General features: G+C 72.4%; 16 protein-coding genes. 10 read left to right on the forward strand and 6 right to left on the reverse strand.

All coding sequences use genetic code 11. From position 1 onward, the window contains the following. The 4 genes from AOK11_RS29625 to AOK11_RS29640 all read left to right on the forward strand — a co-directional run. On the forward strand, positions 1-758 hold a 758-nt coding region (locus tag AOK11_RS29625), incomplete at its 5' end, for a TIGR02677 family protein (protein ID WP_107098709.1). Continuing rightward, positions 755-2002: a TIGR02678 family protein gene (locus AOK11_RS29630; RefSeq protein ID WP_055596791.1), complete on the forward strand. Its 1248-nt coding sequence runs from the start codon at positions 755-757 to the stop codon at positions 2000-2002. The genes AOK11_RS29625 and AOK11_RS29630, both read left to right, overlap by 4 nt. Then, positions 1999-6249: a TIGR02680 family protein gene (locus AOK11_RS29635; protein ID WP_240497536.1), complete on the forward strand. Its 4251-nt coding sequence runs from the start codon at positions 1999-2001 to the stop codon at positions 6247-6249. Before AOK11_RS29630 ends, AOK11_RS29635 begins: the two co-directional genes overlap by 4 nt. Continuing rightward, the gene (locus tag AOK11_RS29640) at positions 6240-7613 is read left to right on the forward strand and encodes a TIGR02679 family protein (protein ID WP_079035161.1); all 1374 of its coding nucleotides are present in this window, start codon (positions 6240-6242) and stop codon (positions 7611-7613) included. Before AOK11_RS29635 ends, AOK11_RS29640 begins: the two co-directional genes overlap by 10 nt. A gap of 186 nt (positions 7614-7799) precedes the next feature. On the opposite strand, the gene AOK11_RS29645 is transcribed toward AOK11_RS29640, so the two are convergent. Genes AOK11_RS29645 through AOK11_RS29660 form a run of 4 tightly spaced genes read right to left on the reverse strand, consistent with a single transcriptional unit; the run spans position 7800 to position 11244 of the window. After that, complete coding sequence (locus AOK11_RS29645; RefSeq protein WP_055596792.1) at positions 7800-8723, reverse strand: LysR family transcriptional regulator; 924 nt, start codon at positions 8721-8723, stop codon at positions 7800-7802. 27 nt (positions 8724-8750) lie between these two features. Next, positions 8751-9890, reverse strand: coding sequence for an NAD(P)/FAD-dependent oxidoreductase (locus tag AOK11_RS29650; RefSeq protein ID WP_055596793.1), 1140 nt, complete (start codon positions 9888-9890; stop codon positions 8751-8753). After that, positions 9887-10075 carry a ferredoxin gene (locus AOK11_RS29655; RefSeq protein WP_055596794.1) on the reverse strand — a complete coding sequence of 63 codons (189 nt, stop codon included), beginning with the start codon at positions 10073-10075 and terminating at the stop codon, positions 9887-9889. The genes AOK11_RS29650 and AOK11_RS29655 overlap by 4 nt, the downstream gene beginning before the upstream one ends. After that, on the reverse strand, positions 10072-11244 hold the full coding sequence (locus AOK11_RS29660) for a cytochrome P450 (RefSeq protein WP_055596795.1): 1173 nt from the start codon (positions 11242-11244) through the stop codon (positions 10072-10074). The genes AOK11_RS29655 and AOK11_RS29660 overlap by 4 nt, the downstream gene beginning before the upstream one ends. A gap of 354 nt (positions 11245-11598) precedes the next feature. Between AOK11_RS29660 and AOK11_RS29665 the strand changes: the two genes are divergently transcribed. Continuing rightward, a complete protein-coding gene (locus tag AOK11_RS29665; protein WP_055596796.1) occupies positions 11599-12714 on the forward strand; it encodes an FAD-dependent oxidoreductase in 1116 nt (371 codons plus the stop codon). Positions 12715-12856: 142 nt separating this feature from the next. On the opposite strand, the gene AOK11_RS29670 is transcribed toward AOK11_RS29665, so the two are convergent. Further along, entirely contained in the window at positions 12857-13378 is a 522-nt protein-coding gene (locus tag AOK11_RS29670; RefSeq protein ID WP_055596797.1) for a cupin domain-containing protein, read from the reverse strand. 168 nt (positions 13379-13546) lie between these two features. Between AOK11_RS29670 and AOK11_RS29675 the strand changes: the two genes are divergently transcribed. Beyond that, entirely contained in the window at positions 13547-14263 is a 717-nt protein-coding gene (locus AOK11_RS29675) for a TetR/AcrR family transcriptional regulator (RefSeq protein ID WP_055596798.1), read from the forward strand. Positions 14264-14552: 289 nt separating this feature from the next. Here the strand turns inward: AOK11_RS29675 and AOK11_RS29680 are convergent, their stop codons facing one another. Beyond that, positions 14553-15911 carry a globin domain-containing protein gene (locus AOK11_RS29680; RefSeq protein ID WP_055596799.1) on the reverse strand — a complete coding sequence of 453 codons (1359 nt, stop codon included), beginning with the start codon at positions 15909-15911 and terminating at the stop codon, positions 14553-14555. A gap of 690 nt (positions 15912-16601) precedes the next feature. Between AOK11_RS29680 and AOK11_RS29685 the strand changes: the two genes are divergently transcribed. The 4 genes from AOK11_RS29685 to AOK11_RS29700 form a co-directional block, all read left to right on the forward strand. Next, the gene (locus tag AOK11_RS29685) at positions 16602-17267 is read left to right on the forward strand and encodes an urease subunit gamma (protein ID WP_055596800.1); all 666 of its coding nucleotides are present in this window, start codon (positions 16602-16604) and stop codon (positions 17265-17267) included. Further along, on the forward strand, positions 17248-19080 hold the full coding sequence (locus AOK11_RS29690; protein ID WP_055596801.1) for an urease subunit alpha: 1833 nt from the start codon (positions 17248-17250) through the stop codon (positions 19078-19080). Before AOK11_RS29685 ends, AOK11_RS29690 begins: the two co-directional genes overlap by 20 nt. An 82-nt stretch (positions 19081-19162) precedes the next feature. After that, complete coding sequence (locus AOK11_RS29695; RefSeq protein ID WP_055596802.1) at positions 19163-19837, forward strand: urease accessory protein UreF; 675 nt, start codon at positions 19163-19165, stop codon at positions 19835-19837. Positions 19838-19862: 25 nt separating this feature from the next. Next, on the forward strand, positions 19863-20074 hold a 212-nt coding region (locus tag AOK11_RS29700; RefSeq protein WP_167353847.1), incomplete at its 3' end, for an urease accessory protein UreG.

Here is a 20074-nt window from a genome sequence, read left to right on the forward strand (position 1 = left end):
CGGCCGACTTCCGTACACTGGCGCGCTGGTTCGCCCAGGCACCGGACGACGCGGCACGGCACCGGCTGTGGCGGGTGGCGTTCGGGCTGCACTCCTCCCGGCACCTCACCGTCGACGCCGACACCCTCGCCGAGCAGGCGGCCTCACCGGAGCCGGCCTCGACGCCGTGGGGCGAGTCACGACCGCTGCGGATCAGTCCCCAGTTGCGCCGTACCGGCAGCTACGAACGGCGCGGCAAGCCACGCAAGGTGGCGGACCGGGGCGAGGCGAAGCGCAGACTTGCCGAGCTCGCCGCCCGGCAGACGGAAGAGACCCGTCGGGCCCGGGACCGTCTCGTGACGGGCGGGCCGGTGCGGCTGTCCCGGCTGGGTGAACTCGATCCGCACGCTTTCCAGTTGTTCCTGCGCCTGCTCGGCGACGCGCTCGCCACCTGGCGGCCGGGCATGACGGGCACCGTGGTCACCAGCGGGGACGGTTCGATGGAGATCCGGCTGACCGCCCTCGGCGACGGATCGACGGCCGAAGTGCGCACACCTGATGGCGTGTTCAGCGGACCCGACCACCTGATCGACATCATCGACCTCACGGCGGGGGAAGACGGGAGCGACGGGCCCGGTGCGCCCGAAGGGCACCTGCCCACCTTGTGGCATCCGAGGCCGCCGACAGCCGTTTCCCCCCACGTGTCCGTATCCGTCCCCCGGCAGGACAGTCCTCTCCAGCCCTCCGGAGCCGCCCAAAACCGTAGGGAGAACCGATGAGCGGCCCCCTCGCCGAGGTCCTGGACGGCCAGCGCCAGGCCGATCTGCAGCGGGCCGCGCGCGCCCTGCTGAAGGAGCCGCTGCTCACCGCCGACGGGCCGCACCCCGACGAGTTCCGGCTGGTGCGCCGGCACACCGCCGAGCTGCGGGAGTGGTTCGAGCGCAACGTCGGCTGGACGCTGCGTACGGACGCCGACGCCGCACGGCTGCGCAAGACGCCGGGCACCCTCACCGACGCCACGCACCCGGCGCGCGAGGCCGCCCGCAGCGCCCTGCCCTTCACCCGGCGTCGCTACGTCCTGCTCTGCCTGACACTCGCCGTGCTGGAGCGGGGTGAGTCGCAGGTGGCCCTCGGACGCCTCGCCGAACAGGTCGTCCTGGCCGCCGCCGATCCCGAACTCGTCGCCGCCGGGATCACGTTCACCCTGGAACGGCGCGACGAGCGCCTCGACCTCGCGGCCGTCGTCCGCCTGCTGCTGCGGCTCGGGGTGCTGCGCCGGGTGGCCGGTGACGAGGACGCCTACGTCAGCGGGTCGGGCGACGTGCTGTACGACGTGCGGCGACGGGTGCTGGCAGGGATGCCGGCGTCCCTGCGGGGCCCCTCGATGGTCGAGGCCGAGGAGTTCGAGGAACGCCTGGGGGAGATGACCGCGCAGACCGCGCTCGACAGCGACGAGCTCAGGTTCCGGGCGATCCGCTGGAAGCTGACCCGCCGCCTCCTCGACGACCCGGTGCTCTACTACGACGACCTCACCGACGACGAACTGGCCTACCTCACCCGGCAGCGCGGCTTCATCACCGCACGCATCAACGAACTGACGGGACTGGTCGCGGAGGTCCGTGCCGAAGGCATCGCCATGGTCGACCCCCTGGACGACCTCACCGACGTCCGCATGCCGGAACAGGGCACCCACGGTCACATCACCCTGCTGCTGGCCGGTCACCTGGCACGGGCGGCCGGGCCCGTCGCACCGGCGGAACTGGCGGCCCGGGTACGGGAACTCGCCGCGGAACACGGCGGGTTCTGGTCCAAGTCGGCGAGGGAGCCGGGAGCGGAGCCCGAACTCGTCGAGCAGGCGCTGACCAAGCTGGTGGCGCTGGGACTCGCCGAACGCACCGAGCAGGGCGTCGTACCGCGGCCGGCCCTCGCGCGCTACGCGGTCGGTGAGCCCGTCGTGAGGGAACCCGGACGGGCCCACGGCCGCCGGACTTCCACGACCGTGCAGGACGAAAGGCGAACGTGAACCACCCTGTGACCGCGCTCCCGAACCCCGCCCCCGGCCGGTGGCGGCCCCTGCGCATCGGGCTCGTCGACCTGTTCCACTACGACGTCGAGGAGTTCTGGTTCCGCGACGGCCGGCTGCTGCTGCGCGGCAACAACGGCACCGGCAAGTCGAAGGTGCTCGCCCTCACCCTGCCGTTCCTCCTGGACAGCGACCTCTCCGCCCGCCGCGTCGAACCCGACGGCGACCCGGGCAAGCGGATGGAGTGGAACCTGCTCCTGGGCGGCGCACACCCGAACCCGGAACGCCTCGGCTACACCTGGATCGAGTTCGGACGGCTCGACGACACCACGGGCGAGGCGCACTTCCGCACGCTGCTGTGCGGACTGAAGGCGGTCGCCGGTCGCGGCATCGCCCGCCACTGGTTCGCGGTGACGGACCAGCGCATCGGCGCCGGTCTCGACTTGCTGGACGCGACCGGAACGGCGCTGTCCCGGGACCGGCTCGCGGAGGCCGTCGGCAGCCGCGGCATGGTGTACGACACGGCGAAGACGTACCGCAGAGCAGTCGACGAAGCCCTCTTCGGGCTCGGCGAGCGGCGCTACGGCGCCCTCGTCGACCTCCTGATCCAGCTGCGCCAGCCCCAGCTGTCCAAGCGCCCGAGTGAAGCCGCCCTGTCCCGGGCACTGACCGAGGCGCTGCCGCCGATGGACCAGGCCGTCGTCGCCGACGCGGCGGAGGCGTTCAGGTCACTGGACGAGGAGAAGGAGGAACTGCGGGCGGCCCGCGAGGCCGAACAGGCCTCCTCGGCGTTCCTCGACCACTACCGGCGCTACGCCCGCATCGCCTCCCGGCGCCGTGCCCGCCTGCCCCGCCGCGAACACGCACGGTACGAGAACATCCAGCGGGAACTCCTCAAGGCGCAGACGGACCGGGACCAGGCCGCGACGGATCGCGAGGAGGCTCGTGCGAGAGGTGCCGCACTCGGCGAACGGGCCGCGCGGCTGGCCGCTCAGGACGCCGCGCTGCGGTCCGGACCCGAGATGCGCGACGCCCACGCCCTCGACCGGGCGGCGACCGACGCCTCCCGCACGGCCGGAGAGCTGACGCGGGCCGAGGGGGACCGGCGGACGGCGGCCGAGGCGCACACCCGGGCCCTGGGCCGGCTCGCCACCGCGGGCAACCGGCTCACGGCCTCCCAGGAGGCCCTCGACGACATCCAGGACCGTGTGGCGCAGAGCGCCGCCGCGGCCCGGCTCGACGTCCCCAGGACGGGGGGAGCCCCCGAACCGGTCCTGCGCCGCGAGGCGGACGAGACGACGGCGGGCCGGCGACGCGCCGTCGAGCACGTGGCGGAACTCGCCACCCGGGCCGAGCGGGCAGAGGAGCGGCGCGGGGCCGCCCGGCTGCGCGCCGACGAGGCCGACGAGGAGGCCGTGCACAGCGGGGAGCGGCTGGCCGAGGCGGAGGAGAACGTCGCCGGGGCGGGGCAGGCGCTCGTCACGGCCGTACGGGAGTACCTTTCCGGGTGTGTGGAGCTGCGGGTGCCCGGACTGCCGGGGGTCCTGGACGCCGTACAGGACTGGGTGAGCGGTCTCGACGGCCCACTGCCGGCGCGTACGGCGGCGGAGGAGGCGCATCGCACCGCCGCCTCCCGTCTGGCCGACCGGGCGGCCGGGCTGGCCCACCGCCAGGCGGCGACGGCGGAGCGGCAGCGGCTGGCGCTGGAAGAACTGACCGTCCTCGAAACGGGTGGGGAGCGCGGTCCGGCGGCTCCCCACACACGTACGCCCGACGTGCGGGACCGGGGCCTCGGCGCCCCGCTGTGGCGGCTCGTCGACTTCCGCCCGCACGTCACCGAGGCCGACCGCGCGGGACTGGAAGCCGCGCTGGAGGCCTCGGGGCTCCTCGACGCCTGGGTACGGCCGGACGGCTCCACGGTCGCGGCGGACGGCCACGACGTCCTGCTCGACCCGGTCGGGCTGCTCGGCGGAGCAGGCCTCGACCGCGCGCTGCGCCCGGCGGTCGACCCGGCGGACGCGGGGGCCGCCGCCGTGGGGGAGGAGACGGTCGCGCGTCTGCTCGCCTCGATCGGGCTGGCGAGCAGGACCGGGGGCCGGTCCGAGGAAACCTCCTGGGAGGCCGGCGGGCACGACACCTGGGTCTGCGCGGACGGGCGCTTCCGGGTCGGCGCGCTCACCGGAAGCTGGGCCAAGGACAGCGCCCAGTACGTCGGAGAAGGAGCGCGGGAACAGGCACGCCGCACCCGGATCGGCGAACTGCGCACCGAAATCGACGGGTTGGCGGCGGAACGGGAAAAACTGGCCGAGGAGGCTCGCGCCGTGGCCGGGCGCCGCGCCGTGCTCGACGCCGAACTCGCCGCGGTACCGGGCGACGACGACCTGCGCCACGCCCACGCACGCGTCACCGCCGCGGTCGACGCGGCCCACCGGGCCCGTGCCCGGCAGGACGAACGGGCCGCGGAACTGGCCCTGGCGGCGGAACAGGCCGATCGCGCGGCGGCCGAACTCGCCGAGACCGCGGCCGCCCTGCACCTTCCCACCGACCGCACGGCACTGGGCGCCGTACGCCAGGCGCTCGCCGACCACACCGCTCTCCTGGCGGCACTGTGGCCCGCGCTGCGCGAACACGCGGACGCCGAGCGCGCGGTGACCGGCGAGCAGGCGGAGACCCACCGGGCCGAAGCCCTCGTGTCCGAACTCGCGGAGCGCGCGGCGCAGGCGGCCCGGGGTGCCGCGGCGGCGGACGAACACCTCACGACACTCCGCTCCACCGTCGGAGCGGCCGTCGCCGAGCTCCAGCAACAGTTGGAGGAGACGGCCGAGGCGGCCCGCGCCTGCGAGAACGAACAGCGGCAGGCCCAGGAGGACCACGGCGACGCCGACCGCAGGGCCAGCCGCGCCGAAGGGCGCATCGAGCGGCTCGCCGTGGACGTCACCGAGGTGACCGCCGCGCGTGAGGAAGCCGTCGCGGCGCTCCAGCGGTTCGCCGCGACGGGGCTCCTCGCGGTCGCGCTGCCCGACCTCGACGTACCGGACGGCACCGGAGGGACGTGGGCGGCGACCCCCGCCATTACGCTCGCGCGGGCCGTGGAGTCCCGGCTCTCCTCGCTCGACGACTCGGACGCGGTCTGGGAGCGCGTGCAGAAACGGCTGAGCGAGGAGTTCGGCAGGCTCCAGGACGCGCTGTCGCGGCACGGCCACACCGCCACCGCCCGTCCGAGCGAGGACGGCATGCGGGTCGACATCGTCTACCAGGGCCGCGAACGGGCCGTGCCCGAACTCGCCGAGGCGCTGGCCGCCGAGGTCGCGGAACTGACCCGCATCCTGTCCGCACACGAGCGTGAGATCCTGCAGACCCATCTGATCACCGAGGTCGCCGGGACGCTCCAGGAACTGATCGGGGCGGCCGAACGGCAAGTAGCCGCCATGAACAGGGAGCTGGAGGAGCGCCCGACCTCGACGGGAATGAAGCTGCGGCTGGTATGGCGGGCATCCCGCCGGGCCCCGCAGGGGCTGGCCCAGGCCCGTGAACGGCTGCGCCAGTCCGCCGACGCCTGGTCGATCGAGGACCGGGCCGCGGTCGGCGCGTTCCTGCAGGAGCAGATCGCCCGCCGGCAGGCCGACGACAGCGCCGGCAGCTGGCTGGAGGACCTCACCGCCGCCCTCGACTACCGGGCCTGGCACGAGTTCGGCGTCGAACGCCACCAGCACGGCAAGTGGGTGCCGGCCACCGGGCCCGCCTCGGGCGGGGAACGGGTATTGGCCGCGTCCGTGCCGCTGTTCGCCGCCGCGTCCTCCCACTATGCGAGCGCGGGCGGCGCTCACGCCCCACGCCTGGTCACCCTGGACGAGGCGTTCGCCGGCGTGGACGACGACTCGCGCGCCAAGTGCCTCGGTCTGCTCCGCGCCTTCGACCTCGACGTCGTCATGACGAGCGAACGCGAATGGGCCTGCTACCCCCAGGTACCGGGCATCGCCATCGCCCAGCTCGCGCGCGTCGACGACATCGACGCCGTGCTGGTGACGCGGTGGGAGTGGGACGGCAGCGACCGGCGGCGCGGCCCGGAGCCCGGTGCGCGGGCGGACGCGTCGAAGGCGGCCTCCCTTGCCGACACCTTCGGTGAGGCGGCCGAGGGGCCGGTGAATTCCCACGCTGAGCCGGGGCGGGTCACCGTCGCCACTGCCACTGCCACTGCCACTGCCGCCGGTACCGGTACCGGCGGACAGGAGTCCCGATGGATGTGAATCCTGCGGCGACTCCGCCCGCCCGCGGGGGCCGACATCCCGGAATCCCGGCGGCGGCCGGACGGGAGACAGCGGCGGACGACACCGTCGTGAACGCGGTACCGACCGCACGGCCACCGGCCGGGGAGCAGGCCGACATCGACGCCGAGCGTCTCGGCCGTCTGCTCGGTGATCCCGGCCTCGCCTGGCTGGTGGGCCGCGCCCGTCAGCGGATGGCACGCGGGAGGCCGCTCACCGGCTCCGTCAGCCTGTCCGCCCCCGACGCATCCCAACGCCGGGCCGCTGAGCGCTTGCTGGGACGGGCACCACGGACCGGTGGTTCTCTGAGCGTTCGCCTCGACACGGTGGATGCGGTCCTGCGCCGCTCCGGTGTCAGCCCCGACGGACTGGCGGCCGCCGTGGTGGCACTCACCGGCCCCGTCACACTCCGTGCGGAGACACGGGACAGGGAGGAACGAGCCTGGGAAGAGGCGTACGCACCGCTCGGCACCCTCGACGCCGAACTGGCCCCCTGGGCGGAGCGCATGCGCGGGGACGGTCTCGTACGACGCCTCGCCCGTACACCGGAAGCGGCCGGCCCTCTGGTGGAGGCCGCCGTGCGCGCGCTGCGCGCTCTGCCCGTGTCACCTCCGACATCGCGAGCGACGTTCGCGGCACGGAACCTCTCGGGCGCCCACGCCCTGGACGAGGGGACACCGCTCGCCACTCTCGTCCTGTCCGGGCTTCGTTCCCTCACCGGTTTTCCCGACGGAGCCGGTGCCCAGTGGCGGCGGGAGGCATGGGCCTCGGCGGGTCTGCTCATGGACGACCTGTCCTCGACCGTCCTCACCCTCAACCTGCGCGGCACTCCACCCCTCGACTGGATGGCCGACGCGGGTGAGCCCACGGTTCTGACGCTCCGCTCTCTCACCCGTCACCCACCGGCCCTCGTCGTCCCGACGACGGAAATCGTCCACGTCTGTGAGAACCCGGCCGTGCTGTCCGCGGCCGCCGACGCCTTCGGCTCCGCGTGTCCGCCTCTGGTGTGTCTCCAGGGGCAGCCGTCGGCCGCCGCCCTCACCTTGTTGCGGGGTCTGTTCGCGCAGGGAGCCGGCCTTCTCTACCACGGCGACTTCGACTGGGGCGGTGTACGCATCGCCGTGGCGCTGGGACGAAGCGTCCCCTGGCAGCCGTGGCGCTACACAGCCGCCCACTACCGGGCAGCAGCGGCCAGGGCGGCCGAAGCCCCGGACCTGACGGGCCCGCCCGCCGCGACTCCGTGGGATCCGGCCCTGGCCGTCGCTCTCGCCGAGTGCGGTGTTCGGGTCGAAGAGGAAGCGGTGCTGGACGACTTGCTGGCGGACCTCGGACCGCGGGCCCGTTGAAGTGCGTCCCGAGACGCGGGGGCGCGGGCACGGCCCCTGGCCGTCGCGTCGGTCGGTCCCGGGTGCCCGCGGACACTCCTGTGGTTCATCAGGTTCTGCCGGGTTGGCCGACCTGTTTTCAGGCCGCCCGGCCCACCCACCCAGGCTCACCCCGGACCGGCTCCGGCGCGGTGAACGCGGTTCGCGTCAGAGCTGTGCCGCGGCGTCGAACAGCAGCGTCCGGAGCCACTCCATGAAGTACTGATCGGACAGGCGGGGGTTCCAGACCATGTCGATCCCGAGGCCGGACAGCGGGAACGGGAACTCCTCGATCCGCAGGTCGGTGAGGGTCCGCATGGTGGCGGCCACCTGGTAGCGGAAGAGCGCGACGCCGCCCGCGCGGGCGACCAGGAAGGGGACGAGCAGGAAGTCGGAGCTCAACTGGCCGACACGGTAGGGGATGCCCTTCTCCTCGAGCACGGAGTACGGGAAGACCCGCCGGTCGGTGTCGACGACGATGTGCGGCTGGGTGGTCAGGAGGTCGAGCGCGCTCGCCTCCGGCGGCGTGTCCGGTGAGGCCACCACCACACAGCGGTCGTTGTACAGACGCTCGCGCGGGTACGGAGAGAAGTGCCCTTCGGAGATCAGGACGACGTCGACGCCGCTGTCGGTGAAGGTGGCCTCGGTCGGCACCGTGATCGTCCGCAGGCGCAGTGTGGCGTGAGGGGCGCGTTCGGCGATGAGCCGCGTCAGGTGGGGGCCGATGACGAACGCGGTGCTGTTCGTCAGGGCGATCGTGATGACGCGCCGGTCCGTGGCGGGGTCGAAGCAGGGGAAGTTCACGAGGTGCGCCACCTGCTGCAGCGCACCGCGCAGCGGCGGGATCAGCTCCAGCGCGCGCGGGGTCAGCGTCATGCCCGTTCCCTGCCGGACGACGAGGTCGTCACCCAGCAGACGCCGCATCCTCGTGAGGGCGTGGCTCATCGCCGGCTGCGACAGACCGACCCGCTGCGCCGCCTTGGTCACCGAACGCTCTTCGAGGAGCGCGAGAAGGGGCACCAGCAGGTTGAGGTTGACCGATGCCAGCCGGTCCAGCCCCGAACCCGTGGTGCCCTCTTCCTCGTCGCCCATGAAACCGACCTTACGCGGCCGCCTGAGTCATACGACCTGAGTCATACGACGCAGCCGGGGAATGGGGATCCGGTAGTTGAGCGCCGCGGCCACACCGGTGCCGTGCTCCTGCGACCAGCGCATCAGCGCCGGCCCGCCGCCGGGCTCCCCGTCGACGTACTCGGGGTCTCCTTCCAACGGCAGGTGGCCCACCGCCTTGAGGGTCAGTCCGAACTGCTCGGTCCAGAAGTACGGCTGGAACCGGAGCGGGGGCGCCTCGTCGCCCCGGACCAGGGCCCTCGCGGCGACCTTCGCCTGTTCGATCGCGCTGCTCCAGAAAGGGACGCGGCGCAGGCCGTCCGGAGTCCGGATGGCCGCGAGGTCACCGACGGCCGCCACGTCGGGGCGGACGAGCCCGCGCGAGTCGACCGCGATGGCGCCCTTCGCCGCGAGTCCCGTGTCCGCGAGCCACTCCGTGTTGGGCACGTCGCCGACGGCGGACACGAGGATCTCCGCCTCGAGGACCGGGCCCTCGTCCAGGACGACCCGAGCGCTCTCCCCGTGACGTTCCAGACGTGCCGCCGCGGTCTCGACGAGGGTGAGTCCCAGGTCCAGCGCGGCCCTGACGAAGACACCGGCGAGGTGCGGACCGAGCTGGAGGGCCAGTGGGGCCCCTTGGGAGACGAGGGTGACCCGGCAGCCGGCGGCCAGGCACCCCGAGGCGATCTCCATGCCGAGCGGGCCTCCGCCGACCACGACGACCGACGGCCGGTCCGCCAGCCGCTTCCGCAGGGCGAGGGCGTCGTCGAGGCCCCGCAGGGTGAGCTCCTCGGGGAGGTCGGACAGCCGTCGCGCCCGGGAGCCGGTGGCGAGGACGACGCGGTCGTACGGCAGGGCCGTGCCGTCGTCGAGCGCGACCAGCCGGCGGTCGAGGTCGAGTCCGGTGGCACGGACGCCCAGGAGCTCCGTCGCCCCGTGGCCGGCCGGCGGGAGCTCGTGCGACGACAGGTCGCCGCCGTCGAGCAGGAGCGCCTTCGACAGGGCCGGGCGACTGTACGCCGGGTGCGGCTCGTCGCCGACGACGGTCAGCTCGCCGTCGAAGCCGGCCTCGCGGAGCGTGTCGGCCGCGGTGAGCCCGGCGATCCCGTTGCCGACGACGACGACGCGGTCCATCGTGTCGCCGCTCATACGACCCTCAGCGCAGCGACCGGGCACACGCGGGCGGCGGCGTTCGCCAGGGCGGCGTCGGCCTCGTCGACCTCCTCGCGGTCGAGCACCAGCTCGCCTTCGTCGTCGAGGTGCATGAGCTGCGGGGCGGCTTCCTCGCACAGGCCGTGGCCCTCGCAGCGGGGGCGGTCGAGAACGATCCTCACGCGGGGATCACCTCCAGGACGGGGAGCTCTTCGATGCTCCGGGTGGTGTTGCTGGGAACGCGGACCTCGGCTCCGACGACGAGGCGCTTGACGCGCCGGGAGAGAGCCTCGATCACGGCGTGGGCCTCCAGGCGGGCGAGCCCCTGGCCGGCGCAGCCGTGCGGGCCGTAGCCGAACGAGAGGTGGTCGACCGGGTTGCGCTCGACGAGGAAGGCGTCCGGGTTCTCGTAGTGCCGGGGGTCGCGGTTGCCGGCGCCGAGCAGGATCGCGACCTGCGCCCCTGCGGGGACGACGGTCCCGTCGATGTCGACGTCCTTGGTGACGCGTCGGCCCCAGGCGTGGATGGGCGCCCAGAAGCGCAGCACCTCGTTGAACGCCGCCGGTACCCGCGACGGGTCCTCGCGGATCAGGTCGAGCTGGTCGGGGTGCGAGCCGAAGAGGGCGACCACGTTGCCGATCGCCGCCATGGTGGTGTCGACGCCGGCGCCGAGGTACTGGTGGATGATGTGACCGGCCGTGTCCGGCGGGATGGTGCCCCGCGCCTCGGCGTCGAAGATGCCGCGGCCCACGGACCCTTCGGCCAGGTCGGTGGCCTTCACCTGGGAGCACCACGCGTAGAGCTCGCCGGCGATGGGGAAGTTCTCGGCCGTGCGCTGGTTCATCGGACCGAGGACCTGCATGGCCGCCTGCCCCCAGCGCAGCATGTTGTCGCGCACGTGGCCCTCGAAGCCGATCAGGTCCGCGACGACCTCCAGCGGGAACGCCCGGGCGAGGGCGTCGATCGCCTCGAAGGAACCCTTCTCGACGAGTTCCGCGACCAGAGCGTCCGCCTTCGCCTCGATCTGCCCCTTCAGGCCGCGCAGCGCGCGCGGTGAGAGGTTCTCGGTGAGCGTGGCACGCAGCTGGGTGTGCACCGGCGGGTCGGACGCGAGCGAGGTGCCGGTGAGCGCCTCGTTGGCCATCGGGTTGAAGGCGATCGAGGTCGAGGAGAACGACTCCCAGTCCGCGAGTGCGCCACGGATGACGTCGTACCGCGTCAGCGCGTAGACGTCGTTCTTGCGGAGGTGGACGACGGGGCCCAGCTCCCGCAGTTCGGCGTAGACGGGGTAGGGGTCGACCAGGACGTCGTCGGCGAAAAGGTCGACGTCGGAGGCAGGGGGAGGAGTCATGCCCCCAGTGAAGTGTCCGGTTTCACATCCAGCAAATGAATGATTCGCATGAGGGGACATGCACGCCGTTCATGCTGCGGGCGGGTTCCGCACCGGCCGTTCCGCCCATCGACGGCCGTCGAACGGGTTCCGGCACGCCCGACATACTCTCAGTATGTTGTGTTTTCAGAGTGTCGATTTCATTGACTCCATGTAAACCGAATGGCTACTGTCGCCGCAGCCGACGGGGTGCCGCGCATCCCGCATCGGGCATGCGAGGCGGGCACGGGTGCCGGGAGCGACACCGCGAACACCCTTCCAGGGCCGATGCCGACGCCGGCTTTCCGACCTTCCAGAAGCAAGAGGAAACCACCCATGCAGCACTCCGAGCTGAAGAACCTGAAGATCGCCGTCGTCGGTGCGGGATACGGCGGTGCGGCGGCCGCCAAGGCGCTGAGTCTGCTGGGCGCGAAGGTCGACGTCTACGAGCAGGCGAACCAGATCCGGGAGGTCGGCGCCGGGATCGGTCTGCGTCCCGCCACCATGAACCGGTTCCGCCAGTGGGGCATCTTCGACGCGATCGCGAAGGTGACCTCGCCCAGCGAGTACTTCGAGATCCTCACCGCCACCGGCGAGCCGATCATGAAGGAGGCGTGGCCGGCCGACGGCGCGCAGACCCGCACCCACCTGATCCACCGCGGCGACTTCATCGAGGCCCTCCTCGGCGTGCTCCCCGAGGGCATGGTGCACCTGGGCCACAAGCTGGAGAGCATCCAGGACAACGGTGACCGCTCCGTCCTGGCCTTCGCCAACGGCAAGAGGGTCGAGGCGGACCTGGTGGTGGGCGCCGACGGCATCAAGTCGGTGGTGCGCCAAGAGCTGTTCAGCGACAAGGGCCCGGTCTTCTCCGGCGAGCACGCCTACCGCGCGGTGATCTCGGTGGACGACGCGCACGGCATGGTCACCGACGACAACCTGCGGATGTACATCGGCAGGGGCACCAAGGTCTACCTGCTGCCGCTGCGCCACCGCGGCCAGGTGTCGTTCGACATCACCGCGTTGTGCCCGGACGGCGCCTGGAGCCCCGAGGTCACCAGGGACGACGTCCTGGCGACGGTGGAGGGCTTCGACGAGCGCCTGGTCGCCATCACCCGCGGCCTGGACATGAGCACCGTGAACGTCCGCGCGGTCTACGACATCGACCCGGTCGACACCTGGCACTCGGGCTCGGTGGTGCTGGTGGGCGACGCGGCGCACTCGATGCTGCACCACCAGGGCCAGGGCGCCAACTCCGCGATCGAGGACGCCGGCGCGCTGGCCGACGCGCTGCGGGACGCGGACTCCCTGAAGGAGGCGCTGGCCCGCTACCAGGCCGTGCGCAAGCCGGAGACCGACAAGCTGCAGGCGATCTCGCGCCAGGGCTGGTCCGAAGAAGAGATCGAAGACGTCTTCCCGGGCCAGAAGCCCGCCGACGCCGCACCCAAGGGGTGACCCGTGGCGGCTTCGACGCCGTCCTGAAGTGTCTTGACGGAAGAGAGGAGAGGAGAGGAGAGCGTCGGCCTGCAGTACGCCGACGCTTCCCCCGTCGAACTCCACGCGAACGCTCACCCCGGCCGGGTCTTCGGACAGGTGCTCAGTCCCAGTCGTTGTCCCCGGGCAGTAGCACCATGTTGTGCGCGCCGAGGATGTCCACCATTTCGTTGAACTTCTCGTCGGGCCAGGGCTCCGGGGCGCGGTCCGTCTCGCCGTGGGCCAGGAAGAACGACTCGGGTCCGGCGGGTGTGTAGAAGACCAGCAGCCGGGCCGGTTCCCGACTCAGATTCCTGAAGCCGTGACGTGTGCCCTTGGGGATGTAGACGAAGTCCTCGGGGCCGGCGGTGAACCTCTCGGCCCCGTTGAGGAACTCGAACTCGCCGGACAGGACGTAGAAGGCTTCGTCCTCCTTCGAGTGCACGTGCGGGACGTTGCCGTGGCCGGGCTCGACGGTTCCGTCCATGAACGCGAGGGCGCCGTCCGTCTCTTCTCCCGTGACCTTGACCGAGAACGTCTCGTGCCCCGTGAGCCGGACGACGCCCTCGTTCCTGCGGACGACGAAGCCGTTGGCGGACGTCCAGACCGGGTCGTCCTCGGCGGGGAGCGGTAAGCGGAGAACCATGTCGTGGTCCCTTCTCGCGTCTCGCGGCGTCGCCCGAGCGGCATGCCGCAGCTTACGTTGAATGTAAGTCATTGACTGTCAATCAATCAATGGTCCCGGCGCAGGAGGGCGCGCCGGCCTCGCATACGCTGCGGGACGACAGGTCGTCATCGCCGGGAAGGAGTTGAGGTGGCCCCGCCCGAAGCAGGCAAACCGCCGACCCGGCGGCAGTTGGCCGCCCAGGAGACACGCCAGAAGCTGTTGCGGGCGGCGTTGGAGAACTTCTCCCGGCGTCCCTACGGGGAGGTCACCGTCGGGGACATCGCCCGGACGGCGGGTGTCGCGCACGGACTGCTGTCCCATCACTTCAAGGGCAAGGAGAGCCTCTACGCCGAGGCCGTGCGAGAGGTCGACCAACAGCTGCGGACCGCAACGGAGTTCGCTTCCGAAGGGTCCGTAGTCGACCGGCTGCGGAGGCATTTCACCGCGCATCTGGTTTTTCTGTCCGAGCACGAGGACATCGCGCTGAATCTCATCCTGCGCCGCGCGCAGGCCGCCGACGTGGCGTCGGCGGCCTTCGAGGCGACACGGGAGGAAGGGGTCCGGGCCATCTGCGCGTTGCTCGGCCTCGACGCCGACGACCCCGCGCTCCTCCTGCCCGTACGGGGGTTCGGTGCCGCCTGCGACGAGATGTCCCTCCTCTGGCTGAGGAACGGCCGTCCCGTGGAGATCGGCGCACTGGCCGATGCCTGGATCACCTTGCTGGCGGGCTCTCTCCGGGCCGCGTACGGTTTCGCCCCGAGCCCCGCGCTGCGCGAGGCGCTCCACACCCTCGGGTGGGGAGATGCCCGGGCAACGGTGGATCCGATGGCCGAGGAGACGCCGGAGGGCCAGGACTGCCGGTGAGCCCGGGTCGGTTCGACCCGCAGGGGGGCTGCTCTCAGGGGGCCCTGCCGCATGCGGAGACCGACGGGCAGCCGGCCGTGAGGATCGCCCCCGGAACCCGAGGCGAGGGCCCGCGACCGACCGGACCGGCGAGAGCGGTGGTCGCGGCAGCTCACCGAGCGGGCGCCGAAGTCTGCCCCGGAGGGCGGGAGCAGCGACCGCGTCCGCTGCGAAAAGCGCCATCCTGCCGGGCTCGGCCCGCGGCGCGTGGCCGTGAGGGCGTATGCCGGTCCGCGTCCAGGCAGCCGGTTCAGGCGGGAACCTGCTGACCCGGGGGCATGAAGTCCCCGGCCGTCCCGTGCCCCTCCGCGAACCGTGGCAGGATGGGCAGGACGGGCGGGCCGGGCGGCAACGTGTCGTGGACGATGCGGTCGGCGGGATGCCCGGCGTGGACGAGTCCGGCCGTCACCGTACGGACCATGTCCGGCGGCCCGGCGACCAGGGTGCGACCCTCTGCGAGGGGGGCGCTCCGGGCCACCGCGAGGACCAGCCGGTCGTACATGCCCTCGCCCGGTGCCCTGCCCGCCGTCGGAACCACGGTCAGCCAGGAGTGGCGTTGCTCGAGGCCGGTCAGGTACTCGGTGTCGTGGAGGTCGGACAGCGAGTCGGCGCCCAGGAAGAGCCGTACCCGGCGTCCCCGGTGAGCGGGTGACCGCCGCACGCGGCCGTCCAGCTCCTGCAGCAGCGCCTTCATCGCCGCCCAGCCGGTGTCCCAGGCGACCAACCGCAGGGTGTCCAGAGGCTCCGTGCCGAGCGTCAGGTCGCCCTTCGGCGGCCCGAGCCGTACCTCGTCCCCGGGCGCGGTGCGGCGTACCAGCGTCTCGCTGACCCCGCCGGGACCGGTACACCGGACGTGCACCTCGACCTCCCCGTCCGGGCCGGGTCCGTCGGCCAGGTAGTACGGGCGCCAGGTGTGCGGCAGCCGGGCGGACTCCAGCGCGGCGTGCTGGCCGGCCCGGTACCGGAAGGTCTCGTGCGGCAGGAGACGGAGCACCGCCAGGTCCGGACCGTACAGCCGATGGCCCGTCACCGTGGCCCGCCAGCACGGTGGTTCGTGCAGCGCGGACTCCGCGCCCCGGACCATGGCGGTGACGCCGAGCCGCAGCATCCGCGTCCACGCCTGTTCGAGCTCCGGGCTCCAGTACTCGCCCGCGCGGAGCCGCAGCGCTTCGCACAGCGCGTCCTTGAACGCCGCGTACTGCGCCGGGCGCACGCCGAGTTTGCGATGGTCGCGGCCGAGCCGGGTGAAGGTCTCGGTGATCTCCTCGGGGCGGTCCAGGTGCTCGATCAGATACCAGAACGCCCGCGCCAGATGCTCCTGCTGGAACGCCATCGAGGCAGGGAAGAGCGACCGCAGTGAGGGATGCCGGGTGAACAGCGCCCGGTACAGGTCGGTGATCAGCTCGTCGAGCGGAGCCACCAGGTCCAGGTCGCGCATGATGATCTGCCGGTCGGCGGCCGCGTCGTGCGCCTCTTCGGCCGAGGGCCGGCCGGTGCGGTCGGTGCGGTCGGTGCGCGGGTCGCCCCCGGGGGAGAGCAACTGCTGACGCAGCCGCATCGCATCGTGCCGGGCGAGGAGTGCGTGGTACGTCCTGTCCTCCGTACTCATGGTCAGAGGGACCTTCCCGTCTCGCACCCGACGACGGCGCCCTGTACGGAGCCGGGTCCGGACCCGGCCCGGGCGGCGACCGGAACGGGAGCCCACCGGCCCGGTCGGTCCGGGGCCTTCGCCGGAAGCGGGCAGAAGAGTCGGGGCATGGCTGGGCTCCTTGAGGAACGGGTCGGGGGCGCGAGGGTGGTCGCGAGGGTGGTTCGGCGGTGAACAGACACCGAACCGGCGGGTCCTGACGGGGAGAAACCGCAGGTCAGTATGACATCAGGGGTATATGCCCCAAGGGCCCTGGGGAGCAGGGCCGTTGGTCCCTGGACAACGGGGAGCGCGTGTGCGACGCCTGACCTGTACGCCTGCGAGCGGAACGCCCCGCCCAATAGGCCGGGCGCGCTTGCGGTGCGGCCGGTCTATTGGGCGGGGGCGGCCCATGGACGGCTGCGCTCGCGGCGACGGTCGTGCGCTGCCCGAGAGGGCCGGAAGGGGCGGTCGGCGTGCCCGCGGCTGCGCCCCTTATGCCACCTGTGCCTCCGTTTCATTCGATCAGGGCCCATGAGGCAGATTTCTCCGTATCGGAGTCCTTTCCTCCCCGAGGATCGGCCTGCGGCGGACGCGGGAGGGGCGTCGCGCCGTGTGGCTCCGACGAGCCGCGCGGCCCAGGTGAAGCGACGAACAGGAGAGGGGGACGACATGCACCTGACTCCGCACGAGCAGGAGCGCCTGCTGGTCCACGTGGCGGCGGATGTCGCCCGGCGGCGCCGCGAGCGAGGACTGCTGCTGAACTATCCCGAGGTCATGGCGCTGCTGACGGCGCACGTCTACGAAGAGGCGCGGGCCGGGGCGACGGTCGACTCCGTGATGGAGTCCGGGCGTCACGTGCTGCGGCGCGGTGACGTCATGGACGGCGTACCGGAGATGATCACCCACGTCCAGGTCGAGGCGACGTTCCCGGACGGAACGAAGCTGGTGACCCTTCACGACCCGTTCGACGCGGCGGCCACCGAGGTGGACGTCCACCCGGGCAAGACGGAACCGCTGCCGGACGAGGACGAGTACCGGGTGGCCTTCAACGAGGGCTCCACGCCCGTGCCGCTGCACGTGTCCAATCCTTCGGACCGTCCGATCCAGGTGGGCTCCCACTTCCACTTCGCCGAGGTGAACGAAGAGCTCGAATTTCCCCGCGAGGCCGCCCACGGCATGCGGTTGCACATCCCGTCCGGCACGTCCGAGCGGTTCGAACCCGGTGACGAGCGGACCGTGTCGCTGGTGCCCGTCGCCGGTGACCGGATCGTCGGCGGACTCCGGGCCGGCAAGAGCGAAGAGGAGAAGCACCTCGATGCCCGACGAGACCGATAACCCTTCGGCCCCACTGCTGCGGTCCCGCTACGCCGACCTCTACGGCCCCACGGCCGGCGACCGGGTCCGGCTCGCCGACACCAACCTCGTCCTCAGGATCGAGGAGGACTGGTGCGGCGGCCCGGGACGCAGCGGCGACGAGATGCTCTTCGGCGGCGGCAAGGTGATCCGCGAGTCCATGGGCCAGTCGCACATCCCCCGCGACGATCCGCGCAAGCCGGTGGACACGGTGATCACCGGCGCCCTGATCCTGGACCACTGGGGTGTGGTGAAGGCCGACATCGGACTGCGCGACGGCCGGATCCAGGCGATCGGCAAGGCGTACAACCCCGAGACCATGTCGCCGCGCCCCAACGACGACCCGCGCGCGTCCGACTTCGTCGTGGGGCCCGAGACGGAGGTGATCTCCGGAAAGGGGCGCATCCTGACCGCCGGTGGCGTCGACACGCACGTGCACTTCCTGTGCCCCAACCAGATCCACGAGGCGCTCGCCTCGGGCGTGACGACCCTGATCGGGGGCGGCACCGGCCCCGCCGAGGGCAGTACGGCCACGACCGTCACGCCCGGCAAGTGGCACATCCAGCGGATGTTCGAGGCACTCGACGCCTACCCGGTGAACATCGGCCTGCTCGCCAAGGGCAGCACGGTCTCCGAGAAGGCGCTGCTCGACCAGGTCGCCGCCGGAGCCCTCGGCTTCAAGATCCACGAGGACTGGGGCGCGACCCCCGCGGTGATCGACGCGGCCCTGACGGTGTGCGAGGAGACCGGCGTCCAGGTCGCCCTGCACGCCGACTCCCTGAACGAGTCCGGCTTCGTGCAGCACACCTTCGCCGCCACCAAGAAGGACCGCCGCACCAAGGACGCCAAGTACCGCAGCCTGCACATCTTCCACATCGAAGGCGCCGGTGGCGGCCACGCGCCCGACATGATCAGCCTCGTGAGCAAGCCGAACGTGCTGCCCGCCTCGACGAACCCCACCCGGCCCCTGACGGTCAACACCGTCAAGGAACACGTCGACATGATGATCGTGTGCCACCACCTCAACCCCGAGGTGGAGGCCGACATGAAGTTCGCCGACTCGCGGATCCGGCCCTCCACGATGGCCGCCGAGGACCTGCTGCACGACATGGGCGCCATCTCGATGATGTCCTCCGACGCCCAGGCCATGGGCCGCATCGGAGAAATGGTCATGCGGACCTGGCAGACCGCGCACGTCATGAAGTCCCGCTACGGCCACCTGCGGGAGGACGACGCCGGCGCGGACAACTTCAGGGCCCGGCGCTACGTCGCCAAGTACACCATCAACCCGGCCCTCACCCACGGCATCGGCCACGAGGTCGGCTCCGTCGAGCCGGGCAAACTCGCCGACCTGGTCCTCTGGGAACCCAAGTTCTTCGGCGTGAAACCCCACATGGTCATCAAGGGCGGCCAGATCGCCTATGCGCAGATCGGCGACGCCAACGCCTCCATCCCCACCCCGCAGCCCTATCTGCCGCGCCCGGTCTGGGGCTCCCGGGGCCGGTCCCCCGGGGCGAACTCCTTCAACTTCGTCGCGGAGGCGGCCCTCGACGGCGAACTCTCCCGGACCGGACTGCTCAAGCCCCTGCGCGCGATCCGTTCCACCCGGGAGGTCACCAAGGCCGACATGGTGCACAACGACGGCCTGCCGGACATCGTCGTCGACCCCGACACCTTCGAGGTCACCATCGGCGGCGCCACCACCTCCGACGTCCGCACCACGGTGGACGGACACGAGGTCGGGCGGAACTACGCGACGGAACTGCCCATGGCCCAGCGCTACTTCCTGTTCTGACTGTTCCGACCTCCCCCGATCCGGGCCGGCCGCACCGACGGGGGCCGGCCCCGCGCCTCGCGAAAGGAGGGCCCGTCACCCCATGAGCCGCACCGCCCTGCTCATCCTGGCCGACGGCCGCTTCCCCGCCGGCGGGCACGCCCACTCCGGCGGGATGGAGGCCGCGGTCGCCTCCGGAGGCGTGCACGACACCGCGAGCCTGGAGACGTTCTGCCGCGGGCGGCTGCACACCGCCGGACTGACCGCGGCCGGCCTCGCCGCCGCGGCCGCCACCGGATACGACGCCCTGGCCCTGGACGACGCCGCCGACACCCGCACCCCCGCACCGGCGCTGCGTCGCGTCGCGCGCCGCCTGGGCCGGCAGATGATGCGCGCGGCCCGCGCCACCTGGCCCTGCGCCGGCCTCGACCACCTCGCCCGCCACCGGCCGCAGGGAGCCCACCAGCCGGTCGTCCTCGGCGTCGCGGCCCGCGCCGCCGGACTCACCGCGCTCGACGCCGCCCACGCCGCCGTGTACGAGAGTGTCGGCGGTCCGGCGACCGCGGCGGTGCGCCTGCTGAGCCTCGACCCCTTCGAGGCCACCGCGGTGCTGGCCCGGCTCGCCGACGACCTCGACGCCGTCGCCGACGCCGCGTCCGACGCGGCGGGGCGCGTCGCCGCCGAGGGCGTCACCGTCCTGCCCGCCGCGTCCGCCCCCCTGCTGGACATCACCGGCGAGCAGCACGCCGCCTGGACCGTTCGCCTCTTCGCTTCCTGACCCCCCCCGCAGACCTGGAGCCCCCGTGCATCTGGACCACCCCGTGACCATGCCGCAGCGCCACACCTACAGCGCCGAGCCCCGGCGCCCGGACGGCAGCCGCCGCGCCCTGCGGATCGGCTTCGGCGGACCGGTCGGCTCGGGCAAGACCGCGACCGTCGCCGCCCTGTGCCGCACGCTGCGGGACCGACTGTCGATCGCCGTGGTCACCAACGACATCTACACCCAGGAGGACGC

Origin of the sequence: Streptomyces hirsutus (assembly GCF_001418415.1) — a bacterium.
Classification (GTDB): domain Bacteria; phylum Actinomycetota; class Actinomycetes; order Streptomycetales; family Streptomycetaceae; genus Streptomyces; species Streptomyces hirsutus.